Origin of the sequence: Streptococcus infantis (genome assembly GCF_047464715.1) — a bacterium.
Lineage (GTDB): Bacteria > Bacillota > Bacilli > Lactobacillales > Streptococcaceae > Streptococcus > Streptococcus infantis_S.
In genome coordinates, this window is the sequence record NZ_JASHBJ010000004.1 from 1 (window position 1) to 21,356 (window position 21,356).

General features: G+C 39.1%; 23 protein-coding genes. 1 reads left to right on the forward strand and 22 read right to left on the reverse strand.

Annotation, left to right across the window (positions count from 1 at the left end):
- Positions 1-30: 30 nt before the first annotated feature.
- Complete coding sequence (locus QM419_RS06960; RefSeq protein ID WP_414278326.1) at positions 31-510, reverse strand: sigma-70 family RNA polymerase sigma factor; 480 nt, start codon at positions 508-510, stop codon at positions 31-33.
- A 181-nt stretch (positions 511-691) separates the two neighbouring features.
- Entirely contained in the window at positions 692-2,917 is a 2,226-nt protein-coding gene (pbp2a, locus tag QM419_RS06965) for a penicillin-binding protein PBP2A (protein WP_414278327.1), read from the reverse strand.
- Positions 2,918-3,005: 88 nt separating this feature from the next.
- Here pbp2a and QM419_RS06970 point away from each other — a divergent pair, with 88 nt between their 5' ends.
- Positions 3,006-3,884 (forward strand): RluA family pseudouridine synthase, encoded by an 879-nt coding sequence (locus QM419_RS06970; protein ID WP_414278328.1) that lies wholly within the window; start codon positions 3,006-3,008, stop codon positions 3,882-3,884.
- A gap of 72 nt (positions 3,885-3,956) precedes the next feature.
- Here the strand turns inward: QM419_RS06970 and gap are convergent, their stop codons facing one another.
- From gap to secY, 20 genes are all read right to left on the reverse strand, one after another.
- Positions 3,957-4,967, reverse strand: a complete 1,011-nt coding sequence (gene gap / locus QM419_RS06975; protein WP_006154814.1) for a type I glyceraldehyde-3-phosphate dehydrogenase — start codon at positions 4,965-4,967, stop codon at positions 3,957-3,959.
- 286 nt (positions 4,968-5,253) lie between these two features.
- Positions 5,254-7,905: a bifunctional acetaldehyde-CoA/alcohol dehydrogenase gene (adhE, locus tag QM419_RS06980; RefSeq protein ID WP_414278329.1), complete on the reverse strand. Its 2,652-nt coding sequence runs from the start codon at positions 7,903-7,905 to the stop codon at positions 5,254-5,256.
- Positions 7,906-8,194: 289 nt separating this feature from the next.
- A complete protein-coding gene (locus QM419_RS06985) occupies positions 8,195-8,608 on the reverse strand; it encodes a hypothetical protein (RefSeq protein WP_414254601.1) in 414 nt (137 codons plus the stop codon).
- Complete coding sequence (locus QM419_RS06990) at positions 8,601-9,038, reverse strand: low molecular weight protein-tyrosine-phosphatase (RefSeq protein WP_414278330.1); 438 nt, start codon at positions 9,036-9,038, stop codon at positions 8,601-8,603. Before QM419_RS06990 ends, QM419_RS06985 begins: the two co-directional genes overlap by 8 nt.
- Before the next feature lie 49 nt (positions 9,039-9,087).
- Entirely contained in the window at positions 9,088-9,408 is a 321-nt protein-coding gene (gene yajC / locus QM419_RS06995) for a preprotein translocase subunit YajC (protein WP_414259923.1), read from the reverse strand.
- A gap of 117 nt (positions 9,409-9,525) precedes the next feature.
- Positions 9,526-11,502, reverse strand: a complete 1,977-nt coding sequence (gene tkt, locus QM419_RS07000; RefSeq protein ID WP_414278331.1) for a transketolase — start codon at positions 11,500-11,502, stop codon at positions 9,526-9,528.
- Between the two features lie 118 nt (positions 11,503-11,620).
- A complete protein-coding gene (locus QM419_RS07005) occupies positions 11,621-12,241 on the reverse strand; it encodes a ribonuclease P (RefSeq protein ID WP_414278332.1) in 621 nt (206 codons plus the stop codon).
- Between the two features lie 51 nt (positions 12,242-12,292).
- Positions 12,293-13,249, reverse strand: a complete 957-nt coding sequence (gene jag, locus QM419_RS07010) for an RNA-binding cell elongation regulator Jag/EloR (RefSeq protein ID WP_414278333.1) — start codon at positions 13,247-13,249, stop codon at positions 12,293-12,295.
- 14 nt (positions 13,250-13,263) lie between these two features.
- The gene (locus tag QM419_RS07015) at positions 13,264-14,079 is read right to left on the reverse strand and encodes a YidC/Oxa1 family membrane protein insertase (protein WP_004251132.1); all 816 of its coding nucleotides are present in this window, start codon (positions 14,077-14,079) and stop codon (positions 13,264-13,266) included.
- Positions 14,054-14,425: a ribonuclease P protein component gene (gene rnpA, locus QM419_RS07020; RefSeq protein ID WP_178895568.1), complete on the reverse strand. Its 372-nt coding sequence runs from the start codon at positions 14,423-14,425 to the stop codon at positions 14,054-14,056. The genes QM419_RS07015 and rnpA overlap by 26 nt, the downstream gene beginning before the upstream one ends.
- A 310-nt stretch (positions 14,426-14,735) precedes the next feature.
- Positions 14,736-16,073: a PFL family protein gene (locus QM419_RS07025; RefSeq protein WP_414278334.1), complete on the reverse strand. Its 1,338-nt coding sequence runs from the start codon at positions 16,071-16,073 to the stop codon at positions 14,736-14,738.
- Between the two features lie 9 nt (positions 16,074-16,082).
- Entirely contained in the window at positions 16,083-16,349 is a 267-nt protein-coding gene (locus QM419_RS07030) for an ACT domain-containing protein (protein ID WP_024054117.1), read from the reverse strand.
- Between the two features lie 263 nt (positions 16,350-16,612).
- On the reverse strand, positions 16,613-16,999 hold the full coding sequence (rplQ, locus tag QM419_RS07035) for a 50S ribosomal protein L17 (RefSeq protein ID WP_004251124.1): 387 nt from the start codon (positions 16,997-16,999) through the stop codon (positions 16,613-16,615).
- Between the two features lie 11 nt (positions 17,000-17,010).
- Positions 17,011-17,946 carry a DNA-directed RNA polymerase subunit alpha gene (locus tag QM419_RS07040; RefSeq protein ID WP_004251121.1) on the reverse strand — a complete coding sequence of 312 codons (936 nt, stop codon included), beginning with the start codon at positions 17,944-17,946 and terminating at the stop codon, positions 17,011-17,013.
- Between the two features lie 43 nt (positions 17,947-17,989).
- Positions 17,990-18,373 carry a 30S ribosomal protein S11 gene (rpsK, locus tag QM419_RS07045; protein WP_001118385.1) on the reverse strand — a complete coding sequence of 128 codons (384 nt, stop codon included), beginning with the start codon at positions 18,371-18,373 and terminating at the stop codon, positions 17,990-17,992.
- A 17-nt stretch (positions 18,374-18,390) separates the two neighbouring features.
- Complete coding sequence (gene rpsM, locus QM419_RS07050) at positions 18,391-18,756, reverse strand: 30S ribosomal protein S13 (protein ID WP_004251117.1); 366 nt, start codon at positions 18,754-18,756, stop codon at positions 18,391-18,393.
- A 17-nt stretch (positions 18,757-18,773) separates the two neighbouring features.
- On the reverse strand, positions 18,774-18,890 hold the full coding sequence (gene rpmJ / locus QM419_RS07055; protein ID WP_001808836.1) for a 50S ribosomal protein L36: 117 nt from the start codon (positions 18,888-18,890) through the stop codon (positions 18,774-18,776).
- Between the two features lie 24 nt (positions 18,891-18,914).
- The gene (gene infA, locus QM419_RS07060) at positions 18,915-19,133 is read right to left on the reverse strand and encodes a translation initiation factor IF-1 (RefSeq protein WP_001029883.1); all 219 of its coding nucleotides are present in this window, start codon (positions 19,131-19,133) and stop codon (positions 18,915-18,917) included.
- Positions 19,134-19,250: 117 nt separating this feature from the next.
- Positions 19,251-19,889, reverse strand: a complete 639-nt coding sequence (locus QM419_RS07065) for an adenylate kinase (protein ID WP_004251114.1) — start codon at positions 19,887-19,889, stop codon at positions 19,251-19,253.
- A gap of 155 nt (positions 19,890-20,044) precedes the next feature.
- Complete coding sequence (gene secY, locus QM419_RS07070; protein ID WP_214262802.1) at positions 20,045-21,355, reverse strand: preprotein translocase subunit SecY; 1,311 nt, start codon at positions 21,353-21,355, stop codon at positions 20,045-20,047.
- Position 21,356 lies beyond the last annotated feature (1 nt).

Sequence of the window (21,356 nt, forward strand, 5' to 3'; positions counted from 1 at the left end):
CCCCCTTGTCAAGATATTGGGTTTATTTTTTTATCTTTTTGGAGAAAAATCTCTTAGCACATGCTTTAGTTCTTTCAACATTGCTTTTCTTCCTTTGAATCGCTCATCAGCTAACAAGCGTTCAAACAACTCCAACCTTTCTTTTCCTAACCCTGCTCGATACTCTTTAAGCATTTCTTGTAATGCGTAAGACTCATCTATCAACAGCCCCCCTTCGCCTAATCGATGGCTAATTTCGCTCACTTCTTCATAAGCTTGTCGATCCAATCTTCTTTTATAACTTTCTTGTTTTCGAACTGCATCCAAAATTCGATTCCGAAATTTTGTTTTAAAGTAAATATAGAATTGTTTATCTTTTTTCTCTTCAAATTCTGGGTAACTTTCTAATAGTTCATGAAGGCAAATCATTCCTTCTTGATCCCAATCTTCTCTTTCCCATAGATGTAAATAGTATTCTTTTCGACACTTATGCACGATAGCTTTGACTTCTTCATAATTTTTTTCTAACATCTTTACCCTCCTTTTCTGCATTCAGTATACCAGAGATAGGTTTTATAAAAGCTGTTATTTTTTCTTTTGTCTGTAATCTTGCCTAAGCTTATTCCTCGGATGCCATTCCATATCTTTCAGGTGTTTTTTCTGTTACTTCAGGGAACAAAAAATGACAAGAATAGTTCTTGTCATTTAAAAATTATTGGAACAAATCTACTATTGTATCCCAAATTGTTTTTGCTTTTTCTTTAATTTTAGCATCTGAAATCGCTCGTTCTGCCTCATCAATAAGATTCTGAGCGCGACCTTGGATATCAGTTATTGAATCTCCGGATTGCGTGCCCCCATTATCACTTGATTGATTTGGAATATTTTGTGGAGCAATTCCGTTTAACTTATAGGCATTCTCTACTTTAAAGGTACTTCCCGGTGTATAAGGAAGGATTGTTTCAGCCATACTTCTAAAGATATGTGCTGCACCATTCGAAGTCGATCCTGCTAGATAATGGTTTTCATCGGTAGTCGGGAAACCAAGCCAGTGACTAATGACTACATCAGGTGTATACCCAACAACCCATTGGTCACTCGTATATTCTGGGTTAAAAGCAGTCTCTGTCGTTCCAGTTTTCCCAGCCATAACATAACCATCAGGTGAAGAACTTATTCCTGTACCATTTGTGAAGGTTCCTAGCATCATGCTAGTCATTTTATCCGCTACGGACTTGTCTATCACTCGTTTTTGAGAATTCTTATGCGTAGCAATGACTTGCCCACTTGCATTTTCAATGCGAGTAATAAAATGCGCTTCTGGCATCAAACCTTCGTTTGCAAATGCTGCATAAGCTTGTGCCATTTGTAGTGGACTAGTTTCCACTCCACCACCCAGGGCAACACCCAACACACGATCCACATTCGTTAAATCAAGTCCAAATCTTTCACCTGATTCAAAAGCCTTGTCGATGCCAAGTTGTTTAACTGTTGCTACGGCAGGGAGGTTTAGGGACTCAGCTAAAGCTTGGTACATTGGAACTTCAGGAGATGTTTTGATTCCTGCGTAGTTATCGACCTTGTAATCACCATACTCCATAGTATGATTATCCAACTCTTTATTTAGAGCCCAACCAGCTTCGACTGCTGGGGTATAGACAACTAAGGGCTTAATAGTTGAACCTGGACTTCTTTTTGATTGAGTTGCGTAGTTGAAATTTCGGAAGCCCGCTTTATCATCTCCTGCTACACGACCAACAACTCCTCGAACTCCTCCTGTTTTTGGTTCTAGAGCAACACTGCCAGACTCAGCATGAGTTCCATCTTCTGCTGTTGGAAACAGAGAAGTGTTTTCATAAATGACCTGCATGTTAGCTTGATAATTCTGATCTAGTTCCGTATATATACGATAGCCGTTGTTCACAATTTCTTCTTCAGTTAGATTGTACTTTTCAATTGCTTCATTAACAACTGCATCAAAATAGGATGGATATCGGTAGTCTGAAACTTTCCCTTCATAAGCATCTTGTAACTGAGATGCCATATCAACACCCAAAGCTTCCGCTTCTTTATTTTTATCAATATAACCAGCAGCTACCATGTTCTGCAAGACGGTGTCCCTGCGATTTGTAGAATCCTCAATAGAATTTAAAGGGTTGTACAATTCCGGCCCTTTAAGCATTCCTGCTAAGGTTGCCGCTTCATCGAGCGTCAGCTGAGAAGCTGAAACCCCAAAGTATTTTTTACTTGCATCTTCAACGCCCCAAACTCCATTACCGAAGTAGGCATTGTTCAAGTACATGGTTAGAATTTCCTTCTTGCTATATTTTTTGGTTAATTCCAAAGCTAAGAAGAATTCTTTCGCCTTCCTTTGAACAGTCTGGTCTTGAGATAGATAGGCATTCTTAGCCAACTGCTGAGTGATTGTAGAACCACCACCCGAGCGACCTGCTGTTAGGATTGCCAGGAAAAAGCGTCCATAGTTAATTCCACTATTTTTATAGAAACTTCTATCTTCTGTCGCAATAACAGCATTCTGCAAATCTTCACTAATATCCGAAAGTTCGACATAGGTCCCTTTTTGGCCTGATAGGGCACCTGCTTCTTTTTCTTCTCTGTCAAAAATCAGAGTACGTGTTTTTAAAGCATTCTGCAAATCTGTAACATTCGTCGATTTTGCTAGCGCAAATAGATAGACCCCAACAAAAAGGCTGGCACTTAGTCCTATAATCAGAAAGATCTTTGTCAAATGATAACGACGCCAGAATTTTCGAATAGGACCAACTGCCCCAGATTTCTTTCGTCCTGCTCTTGAACGTCGTAAGTTGCTCGACACATTTTCTTCTTGTTCGACTTCATTCATTTCTGTTTCTTCAATTTCAGATTCTTCTTTCTTAAATAAGGAAAGAAATTTTTCAAATAAGGTATCTAATTTCATGCGTATATTTTATCATCTTCCCCATAGGAAGACAAGAATTTTGCTAGTTTCCCTGTCCAAATAAACTAATTTTTGTTACAATATCTGTATGAAATTTACCTTTACTATCCCTGAGTCTCTACCTGAAATGACAGTTAAACTTTTCCTGGAAGAGCAACTGTTAATCCCTAGAAAAATACGTCATTTCTTGAGAGTTAAGAAACATATCCTTATCAACAAAAGAGAAGTTCATTGGCACCAAGCTATCAAAGCAGGAGACGAATGCCAATTAATTTTCGATGAGGAAGATTATCCTACAAAAGAAATTGCTTTTGGAAACCCCAAACTTGTAAAAGAAATCTATCAAGACCAACATTTAATTATCGTCAATAAACCCGAGGGCATGAAAACACATGGGAATCAGCCCGATGAGATTGCTCTTCTTAATCATGTCAGCGCCTATGTTGGTCAAACTTGCTATGTTGTCCATAGACTAGATATGGAAACAAGCGGTCTCGTATTGTTTGCTAAGAATCCATTCATTCTTCCTATCCTTAATCGCTTATTAGAAAAGAAAGAGATTTCCCGAGAATACTGGGCTCTGGTCGAGGGAAAAATAGGAACTAAAGAGCTTGTCTTCCGAGATAAAATTGGTCGCAATCGTCACGACCGTAGGAAACGGGTAGTGGATCAAAAAAATGGCCAATACGCTGAAACCCAAGTAACTCGTTTGAAACAATTTGCAACGAACAAAACTAGTCTTATTCGTTGCAAATTAAAAACGGGACGAACCCATCAGATCCGAGTTCACCTATCTCACCACGGACATCCAATTCTTGGAGACCCTCTCTACAACTCACATTCAAAAGTTAGCAGACTGATGCTGCACGCATTTAAACTATCCTTTATCCACCCTCTAACTTTAAACAAATTAAGCTTTACTGCACTTTCAGATACATTTGAAAGAGAATTAAAACAAAATGGATGATAAAATCATCCATTTTTCTTCACTAATACTAAAAAAGCAAGACCAATAGGTCTTGCTTTTTCGACTCAGAAATTATTTAGCAATTTTTGCGAAGTATTCAAGAGTACGAACAAGTTGTGCAGTATAAGACATTTCGTTGTCATACCATGAAACAACTTTAACCAATTGTTTACCGTCAACGTCAAGAACTTTAGTTTGAGTTGCGTCAAACAATGATCCGTAAGACATACCTACAACGTCTGAAGAAACGATTGGATCTTCAGTGTAACCGTATGATTCGTTAGCTACTGCTTTCATAGCTGCATTTACTTCATCAACAGTAACGTTCTTTTCGAGAACAACTACCAATTCAGTAACTGATCCAGTTGGAGTAGGAACGCGTTGTGCAGCTCCGTCCAATTTACCGTTCAATTCAGGGATAACCAAACCGATTGCTTTAGCAGCACCAGTTGAGTTAGGAACGATGTTAGCAGCACCAGCACGAGCACGACGAAGGTCACCTTTACGGTGTGGACCGTCAAGAATCATTTGGTCACCAGTGTAAGCGTGGATAGTAGTCATCAATCCTTCAACAACACCGAAGTTATCTTGAAGAGCTTTAGCCATTGGAGCCAAGCAGTTTGTAGTACATGAAGCACCTGAGATAACTGTTTCAGTACCATCAAGAATATCGTGGTTAGTGTTAAATACGACTGTTTTAACATCTGATCCACCAGGAGCAGTGATAACAACTTTCTTAGCACCACCAGCATGCAAGTGTTTTTCAGCAGCTGCTTTAGTAGCAAAGAAACCAGTTGCTTCAAGAACGATTTCTACACCGTCGTTAGCCCAGTCGATTTGTTCTGGATCGCGTTCAGCAGAAACTTTAACGAATTTACCGTTAACTTCGAATCCACCTTCTTTAACTTCCACAGTACCGTCGAAACGACCTTGAGTTGTGTCATATTTCAACAAGTGTGCAAGCATAACTGGATCTGTAAGGTCGTTGATGCGAGTAACTTCAACACCTTCTACGTTTTGGATACGACGGAAAGCAAGACGACCGATACGACCGAAACCGTTAATACCAACTTTAACTACCATTAGTGATTTCCTCCTTATGAAAATCATGAAAATTTTATTGTGAAAAGAGTAACTTGAATCACTACAAATCACCTTTCAACAAACCTATTATATAACTATTTTAGTTTTATTGCAAGTGCGGGCGTTGATTTTCACTTTAGTTTTATACTTTTCAATTCCTCTTATTTTACTAAGACACCTTAGTAAAAGCCTTCACTCTACCACATCATGATTCCTTATAAAATTTTGGTTTCATGAAAAATCAAAAAAGAGACAGGATAACTCCTGCCTCTAGGCTGATAATCTATTATTTACGACGTCCTGGACGTTCTGCATAACCATAGTAAGCATCTGCCATGATTTCTTCCATGTCAGCTACCATTGGCAAGCGTGGGTTTGCAGGTGAACATTGGTCTTCATATGCGAGCAAGGCAATTTCATGCAAGCTGTCTTTCCAAGCTTTTTCATCAATTCCTTGATCCTTGAAGTTCATCTTGATACCTACTGCAACACCAAGGTCGTAAACAGCTTTAGCGTATGCTTCAACTGCTTCTTCTGGAGTTGAGTGAGGCAAGCCAAGCATTCTAGCAATGTCTTGGAATTTCTCATCAGCTTTCCAGTAGTTGTATTTAGGCCATGTAGTAGTCTTAGATGGGCGAGTACCGTTGTAACGGATAACGTATGGAAGCAAGATTGCGTTTGTACGTCCGTGAACAGTGTGGTGAACCCCACCGATCTTGTGAGCCATTGAGTGGCTCATGCCAAGGAAGGCATTGGCGAAGGCCATACCAGCCATTGTAGAAGCATTATGCATTTTTTCACGAGCTTCTGGGTCAGCTGTTTTAACAGATTTTTCCAACCATTCAAAGACAAGTTTGATTGTTTGAAGGGCGATACCGTCTGTATAATCGTTGGCAAAGTTTGAAGTATATGCTTCAGTCGCGTGGGTCAAGACGTCCATACCAGTGTCTGCAGCGATGAAGTCAGGAACTGTTTCAACCAAAGCAGGGTCAACAATCGCAATAGTTGGTGTCAATGAGTAGTCAGCCAAAGGATATTTACGGTTGTTTTTCTTATCAGAGATAACGGCAAATGGTGTTACTTCTGAACCTGTACCTGAAGTTGTTGGAATCCCGATGTATTTCGCTTTCTTACCAAGAGATGGGAAGCGGAAGGCACGTTTACGGATATCCATGAATTTTTGAACCAAGTCACGGAAGTCGATTTGTGGTTGTTCGTAGAAGAGCCACATTACTTTAGCTGCATCCATTGGAGAACCACCACCAAGTGCGATGATTGTATCTGGTTCGAAAGCTTTCATCACTTCAGCACCACGTTCTACAGTTGTGATATCTGGATCTGGTTCAACATCTGAGAAGACTTGGACAGTTACACGGTTGCTACGTTTGTTCAATTGGTCAATAACACGTTGAACAAATCCAAGGCGCTCGATAGATTTATCTGTAACGATCAAAACGCGTTCGATATCTTCACATGTTTGAAGGTATTGGATAGAATTGCGTTCGAAGTAAATTTTTGAAGGAACTTTAAACCACTGCATATTATTTCTACGTTTCCCTACTTTCTTGATGTTTAGGAGGTTGATAGCACTCACGTTATCACCAACTGAGTTGTGTCCGTATGAACCACATCCAAGTGTCAATGATGGAATGAAGGCATTGTATACATCACCGATACCACCGAAAGTAGATGGAGAGTTCCAGATAATACGCATTGCTTTGATTTCTGTACCAAAGCGTTTAGCAAGAGCTTCATCTTTTGTATGGATAGCTGCTGAGTGACCAAGTCCGTTGAACTCAACCATTTGACGAGCTTTTTTAAGACCATCTTCAGTATCTTCAGCTTTAAGAACTGCAATAACTGGTGATAATTTTTCACGAGTTAATGGTTCTTTTGGTCCTACTTCCGCACATTCTGCAGCCAAGATATTTGTTCCTTCTGGAACAGAGAATCCAGCTTGTTCAGCAATCCATGCAGCTGGCTTACCAACGATGTTTGCGTTTAGTTTAGCACCAGCACAGTTTTTGCTGTTAGCTTTCACACCGAAACAGAATTCTTCAAGAAGAGCTTTTTCTTTCTTGTTTACAAAGTAAGTGTGATATGACTTGAATTCTTCTACAAATTCATCATAAACTTCTTTATCAATGATAACTGCTTGTTCTGACGCACAGACCATACCATTATCAAATGATTTAGACATAACGATATCATGAGCAGCTTGACGGAGGTCAGCAGATTTTTCTACATAAGCAGGAACATTCCCGGCACCTACCCCAAGTGCTGGCTTACCACATGAGTAAGCAGCTTTAACCATGGCATTACCACCAGTTGCGAGGATAGTCGCAACGCCTTCGTGGTTCATAAGTGCTCCAGTTGCTTCCATTGATGGTTCTGTAATCCATTGAACACAGTTTTCAGGAGCACCAGCTGCAATCGCTGCATCACGAACGATTTGTGCTGCGTGAGCTGATGATTCTTGAGCTGATGGGTGGAAAGCGAAAACGATTGGATTACGCGTTTTCAAAGCAATCAATGATTTGAAAATAGCTGTTGAAGTTGGGTTTGTTGTTGGAGTGACACCGCAGATTACACCTACGGGTTCTGCAATTTTAGTCAGACCTGTAATTGGGTCTTCTTCAATAACTCCAACTGTTTTAACGCCACGCATATTGTTTACTACGTGTTCACAGGCAAAAAGGTTTTTTGTTGCCTTGTCTTCGAATACCCCACGTCCAGTTTCTTCAACTGCATGTTGTGCAAGAATTCCGTGTGCATCAAGAGCAGCAACAGATGCTTTTGCTACGATGTAGTCAACTTGCTCTTGGTTCAACTTGCGCATTTCGTCAAGTGCAACCAAAGCTTTTTGTACTAATCCATCTACATGCTTTTCAGCAGCGAGTTGTTTTTGCTCAGGTGTCAAAGTTTTTTTATCAGCCATATTTTCCTCCATAGCCTTAAAGGTTTAAACCTTTGTTAAATTTTTCACAAGTATATTATAACTCTTTTTTTTTACTTTGTAAACAGTTTCATAGATATTTCACAAAGAATTTTCATATTTTTGTGATTTTTTTCTCAAATTCGCGTTATAATGCATTCTTTCCCCGAGGTTTGTGAAAATCTTATTATATTTTTTTATTTTCACAAACTTGTTTTTAATTTATTTTTCCACTCTTAAACCAAGGAAGCGTTTTCTTTATTTCTTGAGAAAAGACCTCCTTGTTAGGAGGTTATTGTGCCTGTTGGAAGAGTCCTTGTTTAAAGTCGCCTTCATAGACAACTTCTTGCTCGGTAGTTAGTTTCCCTTTGCCTTCAGCTTGGCCATTCACAAAATCACCTTCATAAACCCATCCATCCTTAGCTTGGTAGGTTCCTTTCCCATTAAATGCGCCATTTTTAAACTGTCCGGTGTAGGTATCTCCATTAGAGAAGGTCATTGTTCCTTGGCCGTTCATCTTCCCACGAACAATACTTCCGTCATATACTAGTGAATCGCCATCCAATTTTAAAACTCCTTGCTTAGGCATATTCCCCACAAATACAAATATAGCACAAAGAGCTATGACTACTACCGTTGCAATTTCCAAACGAGGACGCGTTATATAGACACTGTATTTATCATAGAATTTCTTTAAATTATCCATTTTTTGCCTCATTTTCTAAACGTGTTAGCCAAGCTTGGCAACCAGTTAAAACTCGATCATAAGTTTCATCAAAATCATCTGTATACCATGGATCAGGAACATCCTCAGAAGCAAATGCCTCTAGCTTATGTAGTTGATCTTGAGGACACATCCGAGTCAAATCTAGAAGATTGGACTCGTCCATTCCAATGACATAATCAAAATATTCAAAATCATCCTTAGAAATTTGCTGTGATGTTTTTGATGAATCGTAAGGAATCTCGTGAGCTTTAAAAATTTTCTGAGTTCCTTTATGAATCGGATTGCCATGCTCCCATGATGAAGTCGCTCGACTTTCAATCTCATAATCATCTGTCAATGATTTCATCACGAACTCTGCCATGGGACTACGACAGATATTCCCAAGACAAACAAAGACAATTTTTTTCATCATTTCCCCTCAGATTTTATAGAAAAACGGGAATGAATCCCATCCCGTTTTATTCTTCAATTGCGCTTCCGTCTTCGATTACTGCTCCTTCAGGAGTCACAGCTTCTTTAACTGGCAAGACTGTTCTAATAGCAGCTAGTTCAAAAGTAAGGTAGACACCATCTACATCAAGTACAATCGTTTTGTTTTCAGTATCAACTTCATCGACTGTACCGTAGAGACCACCGATAGTGATTACTTCGTAGCCTTTTTGAAGTTTATTAAGGCTCTCCATACGTTTTTCAGCTTGTTTTTTTTGAGAACGTTGCATGAAAAACATCAAGCCAAACATCAAAACAAGCATAATCAAGAATGTTAAATTTCCACCCATTATTTTTTACTCCTTTGTAATTCAGATAAAACTACTATATCAAATTTCACTTGTTTTTACAAGATTGCACCTTGATTTTAGGTCAATAAAAAACCAGAGCAAATGCTCTGATTTTTCTTACTTCAAGTTGTTTACAATTTCAACTAATTTTTCAACTGTAAATCCATACTCTGCTAAAACTTTTGGCGCTGGGGCAGACGCTCCAAAGGTATCAATACCGAGAACCGCTCCATCAAGACCAACGTATTTGTACCAGTTTTGAGTTGCTCCCATTTCGACTGCTACACGGCGACGAACTGCATTTGGTAAGATTTCTTCTTTGTAGTCTGCATCTTGTGCGTCAAAAACATCTGTAGATGGCATGCTGACTACGCGAACTTTTCCACCTTGGCTTGCCAATTCCTTAGCAGCTGCTACTGCTAAGTTCACTTCTGAACCAGTCGCAATCAAGATAGTGTCAAAGTCTGCTGCATTTTCATATACAACGTAAGCACCTTTCGCAACCTTTTCAAAGTCTGTTCCTTCCTCAACAGTCAAGTTTTGACGAGTCAAGACAAGGGCAGTTGGTGTTTTCTCACTCTTCACTGCAAGATACCAAGCGGCTTGAGTTTCACGCGCATCTGCTGGACGGAAAACATTAAGGTTTGGAATCGCGCGAAGTCCTGCCAAGTGCTCAATCGGTTCATGAGTTGGTCCATCTTCACCAACTGCAATTGAATCGTGAGTAAAGACATAGGTTACAGGAAGACCTTGTAGAGCTGACAAACGAACTGCCGCTTTAAGGTAGTCTGAGAATACGAAGAAAGTTCCACCGTAAACTCGAAGTCCACCGTGAAGAGCCATTCCGTTCAAAACGGTACCCATTGCAAATTCACGAACACCAAATTGGATATTACGGTTCAAGCGATTTGCATCGTCCTGAAGTCCGTCAGTTTTGATGTAAGTCATATTTGAATGAGCAAGGTCAGCTGATCCACCAAGGAAGGTTGGCAATTTAGCAGCCACTACATTTAAAGCATCTTGGCTTGAGTTACGAGTTGCTTGAGAGAAGCCATTTTCTAAAGCTGGGAAGTCTTCTGGAGTCAATTCAACTGGATCGCGTCCTTCGATGATGGCTTCCACTTCTTCAGCCAATTCTGGGTGAGCTTCTTTATAGTCTGCAACTAGTTTTGTCCATGCTTCATATGCTGATGCACCACGATCCGCAACATTTTGTTTGAAATCAGCATAAACTTCTGCTGGGATTTCAAATGGTTCATAGTTCCAACCAAGTGCTTGACGTGTTGCTGCAGTTTCATCCGTACCAAGAGGGGCACCGTGTACGGCATTAGTCCCTTGTTTGTTTGGCGAACCATAACCAATAACAGTTTTCACTTCAATCAAAGATGGTTTCCCTGAAGCCTTAGCTTCTTCAATAGCTGCTTGAATAGCTTCTAAGTCTGTCCCATCTTCAACCAAGGCTGTATGCCAACCGTAGGCATTGTAACGATCGCGAACACTCTCTGTGAATGAATCTTTTGTCTCACCATCCAAGTTGATATCATTTGAATCATAGAGAACAACCAATTTGTCAAGTTTCTGCAAACCTGCATAAGAAGCAGCTTCACTTGATACACCTTCCATCAAGTCACCATCTCCACAGATAACATATGTATAGTGATCAAAGATGTTATAACTTTCGCGGTTGTACTTAGCCGCAAGGAAACGTTCTGCTTGTGCAAAACCTGTCGCAGTCGCAATCCCTTGTCCTAGAGGACCTGTTGTTGCATCAACCCCTGCTGTATGACCAAATTCTGGGTGACCTGGAGTTTTAGAACCCCATTGACGGAAGCTCTTCACTTCATCCATGCTTACATCTTCAAATCCAGAAAGGTGAAGAAGGGCATAGAGAAGCATTGATCCGTGACCCGCTGAAAGAATGAAACGGTCGCGGTTGATCCAGTTTGGTTGAGCTGGATTGATACGAAGTTGTTTTGTAAAGAGGCTATAAGCCATCGGAGCCGCTCCCATAACCACACCTGGATGACCTGAGTTGGCTTTATTAATGGCGTCAATACCTAGGAAACGAATTGAATTAACAGATAGATTTGACATAGAATTTCCTTTCTATTTGAGGTGATGATTGAACCCCACATTCTATTTTACTATTATATGAAAAAACAGATAGAATAGCAATAAAACAATTTACTATAAAATGGCTCAGCCGATTATACTAATCTCTAGTCACTTGATAGTAAGGTGATAGTTTTTCAAAACCTCTATCAAGTTTATCTAGAACCTTATCTATAGTATCTTCATCGGCTACTGGAATATCAACTTTTACTAAAACCTTACGAATCTCCTGATTGGATAATTGTTGTCTTAAAAGTTGTCTATTCTCCTCAGTAGCTTGTACTCTATAGCTTTCATCGTTTTTCTGAACCCAATAATAGATTCCATCAACCACTGGGACATCCAATATTTTAGCCTGCTTTGACAAGGTAGCCTCATCTTTCTTTCTCTCTATAAAGCTGACTTCTATAGAGATCCCCCAATTATTCTGATTTCCATACAAACGAAGAGCCATCATGGGCTCTGTTACATGCCCCTCTCTCTGTAAATAAACCCAGAAATGTGGTCGTAATCTCTGCGCTTGATTCATCCATTGACTGGTTGGGTGTAAATTCCAATCGGAATGCCTAGCTTGAAAACATTCCGCTAGGTAAGTAAATGTCTTTCGCGCTTCCTGCCCTTTTTGACGCAGGTCTAGCATTTTATCTTTTTCAGCTCCTGCTTTTTCAGGATTCCGGTACTGTTCCCCTTGATAAGCAAGATAGTCCTTGATTTCTTTCATTTTACTCCTTCTTCAGTTAGAAAAAAATCAGGTTTCCCTGATTTTTCATTTTTATTCTGTGTCAACTACAACGTAACGATTTGGTTCGTCACCTTCAGAGTAGCTAGTAACACCTTCCATTCGTGAGATGATACGATGGATAATTTTACGCTCGCTGCTTGACATTGGATCTGTCATCTGACTACGGCCTTCTTCCAAGACACGTGTAGCTAATTTTTGAGCATAACTTTGTAACACTTCTGCACGATGTTCAACATAATCATTCACGTTGATAGTAATGTAGAAAGTTTTTGAATAACGATTGTAGAGGTAATTTTGTGCCAAAAGTTGAAGGGATTTCAAAACCTTACCATGGTAACCAATGATACGGCCTGGCTCATTTGTATCAATTTGCATGTTGATAGAGCGACGGTTAGAAGTGCTAGAAATAGTTCCCTCAACATCCATATCATCGATGATTGCTTGAACATAATTGGTTACTTCTTCAACAACCTTTTCGGTGTCGTATGTTGGCTCGACTTTCAAACCAAGATTTTCTAAGTCGCTGCCTTTTTCAGACTCAACTTCATCTTGAGTTTCTTCAGGTTGCAATTCTTTTAAAACTTCAATATGGCCTGTTTCTTCTAAAATCGTGCTGGCTTCTTTATCATTCTTAAGAATTTCAGCCTTGACTTCTTCAGAAATTTCTTGGCCTTCTTCTTCAATTTTCTTGATAGCTGCAACTACATGTCCCAAATCAACTGTCGCTTCGCTGACTGTTTTAACTGGATCATTTTGATCATTAATTTCTTTCGGAACACCTTTGATCGCCTGCTGATTCGCTTTTACAACAGTTGTTTCACTAATTGCTTCGATATCAACTTGAGCTGGTTTTGTACCAAAAAGTCCAAAAAATCCTTTTTTCTCTCTCGAAACAACTTTGATATGAGCTTTCATTCTCGGAATATTTAATTCATTCAATCCATTTTGGATTGCTTCTTCAACTGTTGAACCTGTAAATAATACCATTATCAGATTTCTCCTTACTTTTTCTTTTTCTGTGCTTTCTTTAGAGCTTTTCTTTTCTTAACTTCTAAATCCTTCTTAGCTTGCACATCTGCTTCACGCTCTGCAATAATTTTGAAGGGATTGTTCAAAAGGTAAGTTTGCAATACTTGATAAGCATTTGACACCGCCCAGTAAAGAGCGACACCACTTGGAGCAGATATTGCAAAAAAGAAGATAATAACAGGCATCCCATACATCATACCTGTCATCGCACCATTTTTCTCAGGCAAGGCTTTGTTTGAAAGCCAGCTACTGAGGAAGGTGAATAGGGCAGCTAAAATAGGTAGTACGAAAGTGGTATCAGCTCCACCTAGATTGAACCATAAAAAGTGGCCTGTCTTCAAAAAATCTACGTTTGATAAAGCTTGGAAAAGAGCCAATAGAATTGGCATTTGAATTAAAAGCGGCCAGAAGGATGCGGATTGCTTAATGCCTAATTCTTTAAATAATTTACGTGTTTCCTGATCTAGCTTAGTACGACTTTCCATGTCGCGACCTGGATAACGTTCGCGCAATTCTTTGATAAGAGGTTGCGCCTCTTGCATTTTTCTGGAAGCCACCATTTGTGTTTGAAAGACTGGTAACAGTATTGTTCTAATCAAAACCGTGAAAAGAATAATCCCTAAACCAATGCTGACATCAAATGACAAAAATCGAATGGTTTCAGCAAAAAAATAAACAAGTTTACTCCAAAAGTCTGCCGAATCAGCAGACACTTCACTAGTTGCACAAGCAGTCATTACCAACAAGGACAAACCTAACAAACTAGTCAATTGTAATTTCTTCTTCACTCTTATTTCCTTCCTGGTAAATCTTTGCTAATCTCAAAACATGAAGTAAATTTTTTTCAATTTCTGCATATTCTAGTAGTTCAACGCCTTTTCGAGCAATCACAACAAAATCGACATTATCAACAATTTGATTGCTATTTTGAATGAGAACATGCCGGATTCTTCTCTTGATTTGGTTTCTTGTCACAGCATTTCCTAACTTCTTACTGACTGATAAACCTACTCGAAAATGTGTTTCATTGTTTTCTAATCGATAAATAACAAATTTTCGATTAGCTACACTTGCTCCCTTTTTAAATATGGCGTCGAAATCTTTCTCTTTTTTTACACGAAAGCTTTTTCTCAAAAATCATACTCCATCTAATAAAACTACTACTATTATACCATAAAATTTCAAAAAGCCAATCATGGCAAGGTTTTAGGCTGGTTTGGCTTCGAAAAAAGTAGCCATTCTTAAAAAATTTGACCAGAATCAATGATATTTTACTAGTTTTTTTGAGAATACAAAACAAAAGCCACTCTTACGAGCGACTTTTGTAGGAGATTATTATGAAAAAGTTTAGGATTTCTATTAAATAAAGTTAGGAGGTCTTTATTTAATGATTAGAGTATACACACTTATCCTTAAATTGAACTTAAATCATTTTATTCTTTTATTAATTTTTAAAACTATGAATTGGAGCTGGAATCTGTCCTCCACGAGCAATGAAATCAGCCGAAGAAGCTCCATTGACTTTCATAACTGGAGCAGTTCCCAAGAGACCGCCAAATTCAATCATGTCGCCTTCTTTACCCTTTGGAATAATACGGACAGCTGTGGTTTTCATATTAATAACACCAATTGCTGCCTCATCCGCAATCATAGCCGCAATCGTTTCTGCCGGGGTATCTTCTGGAATAGCAATCATATCCAACCCAACTGAACAGATAGCTGTCATGGCTTCTAATTTCTCAAGATTTAGGGAACCATTTTGCACTGCTGCTATCATACCCTCATCTTCTGAAACTGGGATGAAAGCACCTGACAGACCACCGACTTGGTTGCAAGCCATTACTCCGCCTTTTTTTACTTGGTCATTTAAAAGAGCTAAAGCGGCAGTCGTCCCATGAGTCCCAACTGTTTCGAGACCCATTTCTTCGAGAACCCGAGCTACAGAATCCCCCACTGCAGGAGTAGGCGCTAAACTCAAATCAACAATCCCAAAATCAACACCTAGTCTTTCACTAGCCATCTGGCCAACTAATTGACCAATCCGAGTAATCTTAAAGGCTGTCTTTTTAACAGTTTCAGCAACTACATCAAAGCTTTCCCCACGAACTTTTTCTAAAGCACGTTTGACTACACCAGGACCTGAAACACCTACATTGATAATAACATCAGCTTCACCAACACCATGAAAGGCTCCGGCCATAAAAGGATTGTCTTCAACTGCATTGGCAAATACAACTAATTTAGCAGCTCCCATATCAGAAAGACTAGCAGTTTCCTTGATAATTCGACCCATATCAGCTACAGCAGTCATGTTGATTCCTGACTTGGTTGAACCGATATTGACAGAAGAGCAAACTTTATCAGTTTCAGCTAAGGCACGCGGAATCGAGTTGATGAGTATTTCGTCTCCTTTTTGGTAGCCTTTCTGAACTAAGGCAGAAAAACCCCCAATAAAATCTACACCAATTTCTTTTGCTGCTCTATCTAAAGCTTTGGCTAATGGTACATAGTCCGTTGCATCTGTAGCAGCACCAATTAGAGAAATCGGTGTTACTGATACACGTTTATTGACAATAGGTATACCTAACTCAGCAGCAATTTCATCACCGACAGCCACTAAATTTGCCGCCTTGGTCGTAACTTTTTCATATATTTTATCTGCAGCCTTATCAATATCTGGATCAATACAATCAAGAAGAGAAATTCCCATAGTAATGGTACGAATATCAAAATTCTGCTCTTCAATCATTGCAATAGTCTCGGTAACTTGTCTAATATCCATAAGCACCTCCTAGATATTGTACATAGCATCGAAAATAGCCGCGCTCTGAATATTGATTTTGACATTCAAAGTCTGTCCAAAAGCTTCAAACTCATTTCTTAGTTGAGTAAAATCTTGTTTTTCATCACTGGATACTACAGCCATCATGGTAAAGAACTCATCCAAGACAGTTTGTGAAATATCATCAATATTTAATCCTAATTCAGCAATCTTAGTCGCAACACCTGCAACAATACCACCCTTATCTTTTCCAACCACAGTTATAATAGCTTTCATATCGGTCCTCCATCTTTGAAATCATAGAAAAATAACCATATCTAAATTTTTCTTTTTTCTCAGTATAGCACATTTATTTCAAAAAAACTAAAAAACGCCTGCTTACGAAATTGTTCTTAAAAGAAAAACAATTTCGTAAACAAGCGTCTACCCTACCATCTTATGATGAGTGTTCCCGCTAGGACAAAAGTCCTAGCGGTAGACCAGAGCTAGACTAAGAGCACAGGGCTCCATCATCATAACACTCAACAAAATTGATGATTTTATACTAATTCGATGATCGCCATTGGCGCTGCATCACCACGACGTGGTTCAGTTTTAAGGATACGAGTGTATCCACCGTTACGGTCTGCGTAACGAGGTGCGATTTCTGAGAACAATTTTTGAAGTGCTGTAGTAGAAGTGTACTTATCAGTTGCTTCATCATAGTTTTCAGATGCGATTTCATTACGTACGAAAGCAGCAGCTTGACGACGTGCATGCAAATCACCACGTTTACCTAGAGTAATCATTTTTTCAACAGTTTTACGGATTTCTTTAGCACGAGCTTCAGTTGTCACGATTGATTCGTTGATCAAAAGGTCAGTTGTCAAATCGCGAAGCATTGCTTTACGTTGTGAGCTAGTGCGTCCTAGTTTACGGTAAGCCATGTATTCCTCCTTTATTTATCTTTTAATCCAAGACCCAAATCAATGAGTTTGAGTTTCACTTCTTCCAAACTCTTGCGTCCAAGATTTCTTACTTTCATCATCTCTGCTTCAGATTTTTCTGTCAAATCATGCACAGTATTGATACCAGCACGTTTCAAACAGTTATATGAGCGTACAGACAAGTCAAGTTCCTCAATCGTACGTTCCAAAATACGGTCGTCCGATTCAGTATCAGCTTCTTTCATCACTTCTGCAGATTTTGCAATCTCTGTAAGATTTGTAAACAAATCAAGATGTTCTGTCAAAATACGTGCTGAAAGCCCTAAAGCATCTTCTGGAATAATAGTTCCATTTGTCAAGATTTCAAGGGTTAATTTGTCGAAACCATCATTGCTTCCTACACGAGCAGGTTCAACTTGATAGTTAACTTTTGTAACTGGTGTATAAATAGAATCTACAGCAAGTGTTCCAACTGGGGCATTATCTTTTTTATTTTCATCTGCAGGTACATAGCCACGACCAGTGTTTACAGTCATAGTTGCTTTGAATGAAGCACCTTCTCCGATTGTGAAAAGATAATGATCTGGATTTACGATTTCAATATCACTATCAGTTAAAATATCTCCGGCTGTCACTTCAGCAGGACCTTCAACATCAAGTTCAATAGTCTTTTCGTCTTTTACATATGATTTAACTGCAATACCTTTAATGTTCAGAATGATTTGCATCACGTCTTCGCGAACACCAGGAATTGTATCAAATTCATGTAATACTCCATCGATATCGATAGATGTAACAGCTGCTCCTGGAAGAGAAGCAAGAAGTACACGACGAAGAGAGTTACCAAGTGTTGTACCGTATCCACGTTCTAGTGGTTCGATTACAAACTTGCCATAATCTTTATTTTCATCAATTTTTGTTATATTTGGTTTTTCAAACTCGATCATTTAGTTACTCCCTCTTAAACGAAAAGCAGTGTAAAGGTAATGATTATACACGGCGACGTTTTGGAGGACGAGCACCATTGTGTGGCACTGGAGTCACATCACGAATTGCTGTTACTTCAAGACCAGCGGCAGCAAGAGCACGAATAGCTGACTCACGACCAGAACCTGGACCTTTTACAGTAACTTCAACTGATTTAAGACCGTGTTCTTGTGCAGATTTAGCAGCAGCTTCTGAAGCCATTTGAGCAGCAAATGGTGTAGATTTACGAGAACCTTTGAAACCAAGAGCACCAGCTGATGACCAAGCGATTGCATTACCATGCACATCAGTAATCATAACAATAGTGTTATTAAATGTAGCGTGAATATGAGCAATACCAGATTCGATATTCTTTTTCACACGACGTTTACGTGTTGGTTTAGCCAAGACTTTTACCTCCTATATTATTTTTTCTTACCAGCAATCGCAACAGCTTTACCTTTACGAGTGCGAGCGTTGTTTTTAGTGTTTTGTCCACGGACAGGAAGTCCACGACGGTGACGGATACCACGGTATGAACCGATTTCCATCAAACGTTTGATGTTCAAGTTCACTTCACGACGAAGGTCACCTTCAACTTTAATTGCATCCACTTCACGACGGATAGCATCTTCTTGATCTGATGTAAGGTCACGAACACGAATATCTTCTGAAACTCCAGCAGCTGCCAAAATCTTTTGAGATGTTGCAAGTCCGATACCATAGACATAAGTCAATGAGATAACTACGCGTTTGTCATTTGGAATATCAACTCCAGCAATACGAGCCATGTTTTCTCCTTTCTATCTTATCCTTGACGTTGTTTGTGTTTTGGATTTGCTGGGCAAATTACCATAACACGACCATTACGACGAATTACTTTACAGTATTCGCAAATTGGTTTGACCGATGGTCTTACTTTCATTTCTTATCCCTCCAAGTTTTTCGATTATTTAAAGCGGTAAGTGATACGTCCACGTGTCAAGTCATATGGACTCATTTCAACAGTAACACGATCTCCCGCTAAAATACGAATATAGTTTTTACGAATTTTACCAGAAACTGTTGCTAAAATCTGATGTCCATTTTCAAGTTCAACCGTAAACATTGCATTCGGCATCGTATCGACTACTTTGCCTTCAACTTCAATCACATCGTCTTTTGCCACGCAAAAGTACCTCCCTAAATTTCGATTTGATGCCTCTAGACACAGAGACAACAATTATAAGTCAGACTAACTCAGTATAACATTTGTCAAGACATTTTGCAAGCCTGAAAAACGCTTTTATTTCAAATTTGTCAATACCTTTTCGATATCTTTAAAGACATCATTGATATCTTGGTTGCCTTCGATATCATGTACTAGACCTTTAGCACGATAGTGAGCAATGATTGGTTCACCTTGAGCAATATTGACATCCAAACGACGTTTTACTGTCTCAGGTTTATCATCTTCACGTTGGTAGTAATCTTCCTCTTTGTAATCAACTGGTGGGTTGAATACTTTATGGAAAGTTTCGCCAGTTTCACGATGAATGATACGACCACTCAAACGTTCAAGTAGGCAAGATGGATCTACTTCGATGTTGATAACACCTTCAAGTTTAATTCCAAGTTCAGCCAATGTTTTATCTAAGGCATGAGCTTGCTCAATTGTACGTGGGTATCCATCCAACAAGAAACCAGTTTCTTTAATATCATCTTGAGAAAGACGTTCTTTAACAATTCCATTTGTAACTTCATCTGGAACCAATTCGCCTTTATCAATATAAGACTTAGCTAATACGCCCATTTCAGTTTGGTTAGCCATTGCTGCACGGAACATGTCACCTGTTGAGATGTGGGCAACGTGAAACTGTTCAACAATTTTCGCTGCTTGTGTCCCTTTACCTGCACCAGGTAAACCCATAATCAAAAGATTCATGATTCAAACTCCTTTTTTGTATTTAAATAGAAGCAAAAATTCATTTCAACTCCTATTTAAAAACAAAATAGAAGAGAGGAGATAAAAATCTGACAATGTCTTTGATTTTTACACTCCACTCTCTGAGCAATAGTGAATTTTATTTTCTATTACAATTATTCTGTTGTATCTAAGAAACCAACATACTTACGTTTCAATAGATAACCTTCCAATTGTTTAATTCCTTCAATACCTGTAGAGATAATGATGAGCAAACTTGTTCCCCCAAAAGCAACAACTTCTGAAAGACCAAATAAATCTTTAGCTACGATAGGTAGGATAGAAATCACACCTAGGAAGATTGATCCGACTGTTGCGAGACGACGAAGAAGTTTTGACATATATTCTTCTGTCCCTTTACCAGGACGGACACCATGGATATAAGCTCCACTCTTTTGTAAATTTTCTGCTGCTTTCTCTGGATTGATCTGTACAAATGTATAGAAGAATGTAAAGAGAATAATCAACAGAGCATACAAAGCAACACCTGTTGGGGTTGAAGTAGATACCAACTCTTGAGCTGTTTTTACCCATTCCCAATTAAGACCAGACGCACTTACGAATTGTAAAATTGCTGCCGGTGCTGCTGTAATAGAGCTAGCAAAGATAACCGGGATAACCCCAGCAGGGTTAATCTTCAATGGAAGATAGGAGCTTGACGGCGCACCTTGAGCTACCTTTGTATACTGAATTGGAATCTTGTATTTAGCTTGTTCAACGTAAGTTGTAAAGTAAACAATTAACAAAACAGCAATGATTAAGATGGCAACGAAAATGAGAGACGATGTCAAACGACTGCTTGGTACATTGACAAAGTAATCTACATAGATGCCCTTAATCATATCAGGAATTGAAGCAACAATCCCTGCAAAGATAATCATTGAAACACCATTTCCGTATCCCTTATCTGTGATTTGCTCTCCCAACCAGGTTACAATCATGCTTCCCGCGGTTAAAATTCCACCAATTACAAGGAATACTTGTGGTGTAAGTGGTACAGTCAAAAGTTTAGCTCCAGACAGAGCGTTAAAACCAGCAGTAATCCCGACTGATTGAACAAATGCAAGCACAAGGGCAATGTATCGAGTCGCTTGATTTAACTTTCTACGACCTACTTCCCCTTGTTTGCCCCACTCTACAAATTTTGGCAATAAATCCATTTGCAAGAGTTGGACGACGATTGAGGCTGTGATGTAGGGACTAACACCAAGTGCAAAAACTGAGAAGTTTTTCATGGCATTCCCTGACACCAAGCTCAACATATTCAAGAAGGATAGTCCACTCAAAGCGTTCAAGCTATTTGCATTTACCCACGGTACAGTAATACTAGTACCGATACGAAAAACAAATACGATAAAAATTGTAAATAAAATCTTTGATCGAACCTGCTTAACTTTGAGTGCTTCTCTCAATAATTTAAAAAACATA

Coding starts and splice junctions, on each gene's coding strand:
- QM419_RS06960 (WP_414278326.1), bottom strand. CDS start 510: ATGTTAGAAAAAAATTATGAAGAAGTCAAAGCTATCGTGCATAAGTGT.
- pbp2a (WP_414278327.1), bottom strand. CDS start 2,917: ATGAAATTAGATACCTTATTTGAAAAATTTCTTTCCTTATTTAAGAAA.
- QM419_RS06970 (WP_414278328.1), top strand. CDS start 3,006: ATGAAATTTACCTTTACTATCCCTGAGTCTCTACCTGAAATGACAGTT.
- gap (WP_006154814.1), bottom strand. CDS start 4,967: ATGGTAGTTAAAGTTGGTATTAACGGTTTCGGTCGTATCGGTCGTCTT.
- adhE (WP_414278329.1), bottom strand. CDS start 7,905: ATGGCTGATAAAAAAACTTTGACACCTGAGCAAAAACAACTCGCTGCT.
- QM419_RS06985 (WP_414254601.1), bottom strand. CDS start 8,608: ATGGATAATTTAAAGAAATTCTATGATAAATACAGTGTCTATATAACG.
- QM419_RS06990 (WP_414278330.1), bottom strand. CDS start 9,038: ATGAAAAAAATTGTCTTTGTTTGTCTTGGGAATATCTGTCGTAGTCCC.
- yajC (WP_414259923.1), bottom strand. CDS start 9,408: ATGGGTGGAAATTTAACATTCTTGATTATGCTTGTTTTGATGTTTGGC.
- tkt (WP_414278331.1), bottom strand. CDS start 11,502: ATGTCAAATCTATCTGTTAATTCAATTCGTTTCCTAGGTATTGACGCC.
- QM419_RS07005 (WP_414278332.1), bottom strand. CDS start 12,241: ATGAAAGAAATCAAGGACTATCTTGCTTATCAAGGGGAACAGTACCGG.
- jag (WP_414278333.1), bottom strand. CDS start 13,249: ATGGTATTATTTACAGGTTCAACAGTTGAAGAAGCAATCCAAAATGGA.
- QM419_RS07025 (WP_414278334.1), bottom strand. CDS start 16,073: ATGGATATTAGACAAGTTACCGAGACTATTGCAATGATTGAAGAGCAG.
- QM419_RS07030 (WP_024054117.1), bottom strand. CDS start 16,349: ATGAAAGCTATTATAACTGTGGTTGGAAAAGATAAGGGTGGTATTGTT.
- rplQ (WP_004251124.1), bottom strand. CDS start 16,999: ATGGCTTACCGTAAACTAGGACGCACTAGCTCACAACGTAAAGCAATG.
- QM419_RS07040 (WP_004251121.1), bottom strand. CDS start 17,946: ATGATCGAGTTTGAAAAACCAAATATAACAAAAATTGATGAAAATAAA.
- rpsM (WP_004251117.1), bottom strand. CDS start 18,756: ATGGCTCGTATTGCTGGAGTTGATATTCCAAATGACAAACGCGTAGTT.
- rpmJ (WP_001808836.1), bottom strand. CDS start 18,890: ATGAAAGTAAGACCATCGGTCAAACCAATTTGCGAATACTGTAAAGTA.
- QM419_RS07065 (WP_004251114.1), bottom strand. CDS start 19,889: ATGAATCTTTTGATTATGGGTTTACCTGGTGCAGGTAAAGGGACACAA.
- secY (WP_214262802.1), bottom strand. CDS start 21,355: ATGTTTTTTAAATTATTGAGAGAAGCACTCAAAGTTAAGCAGGTTCGA.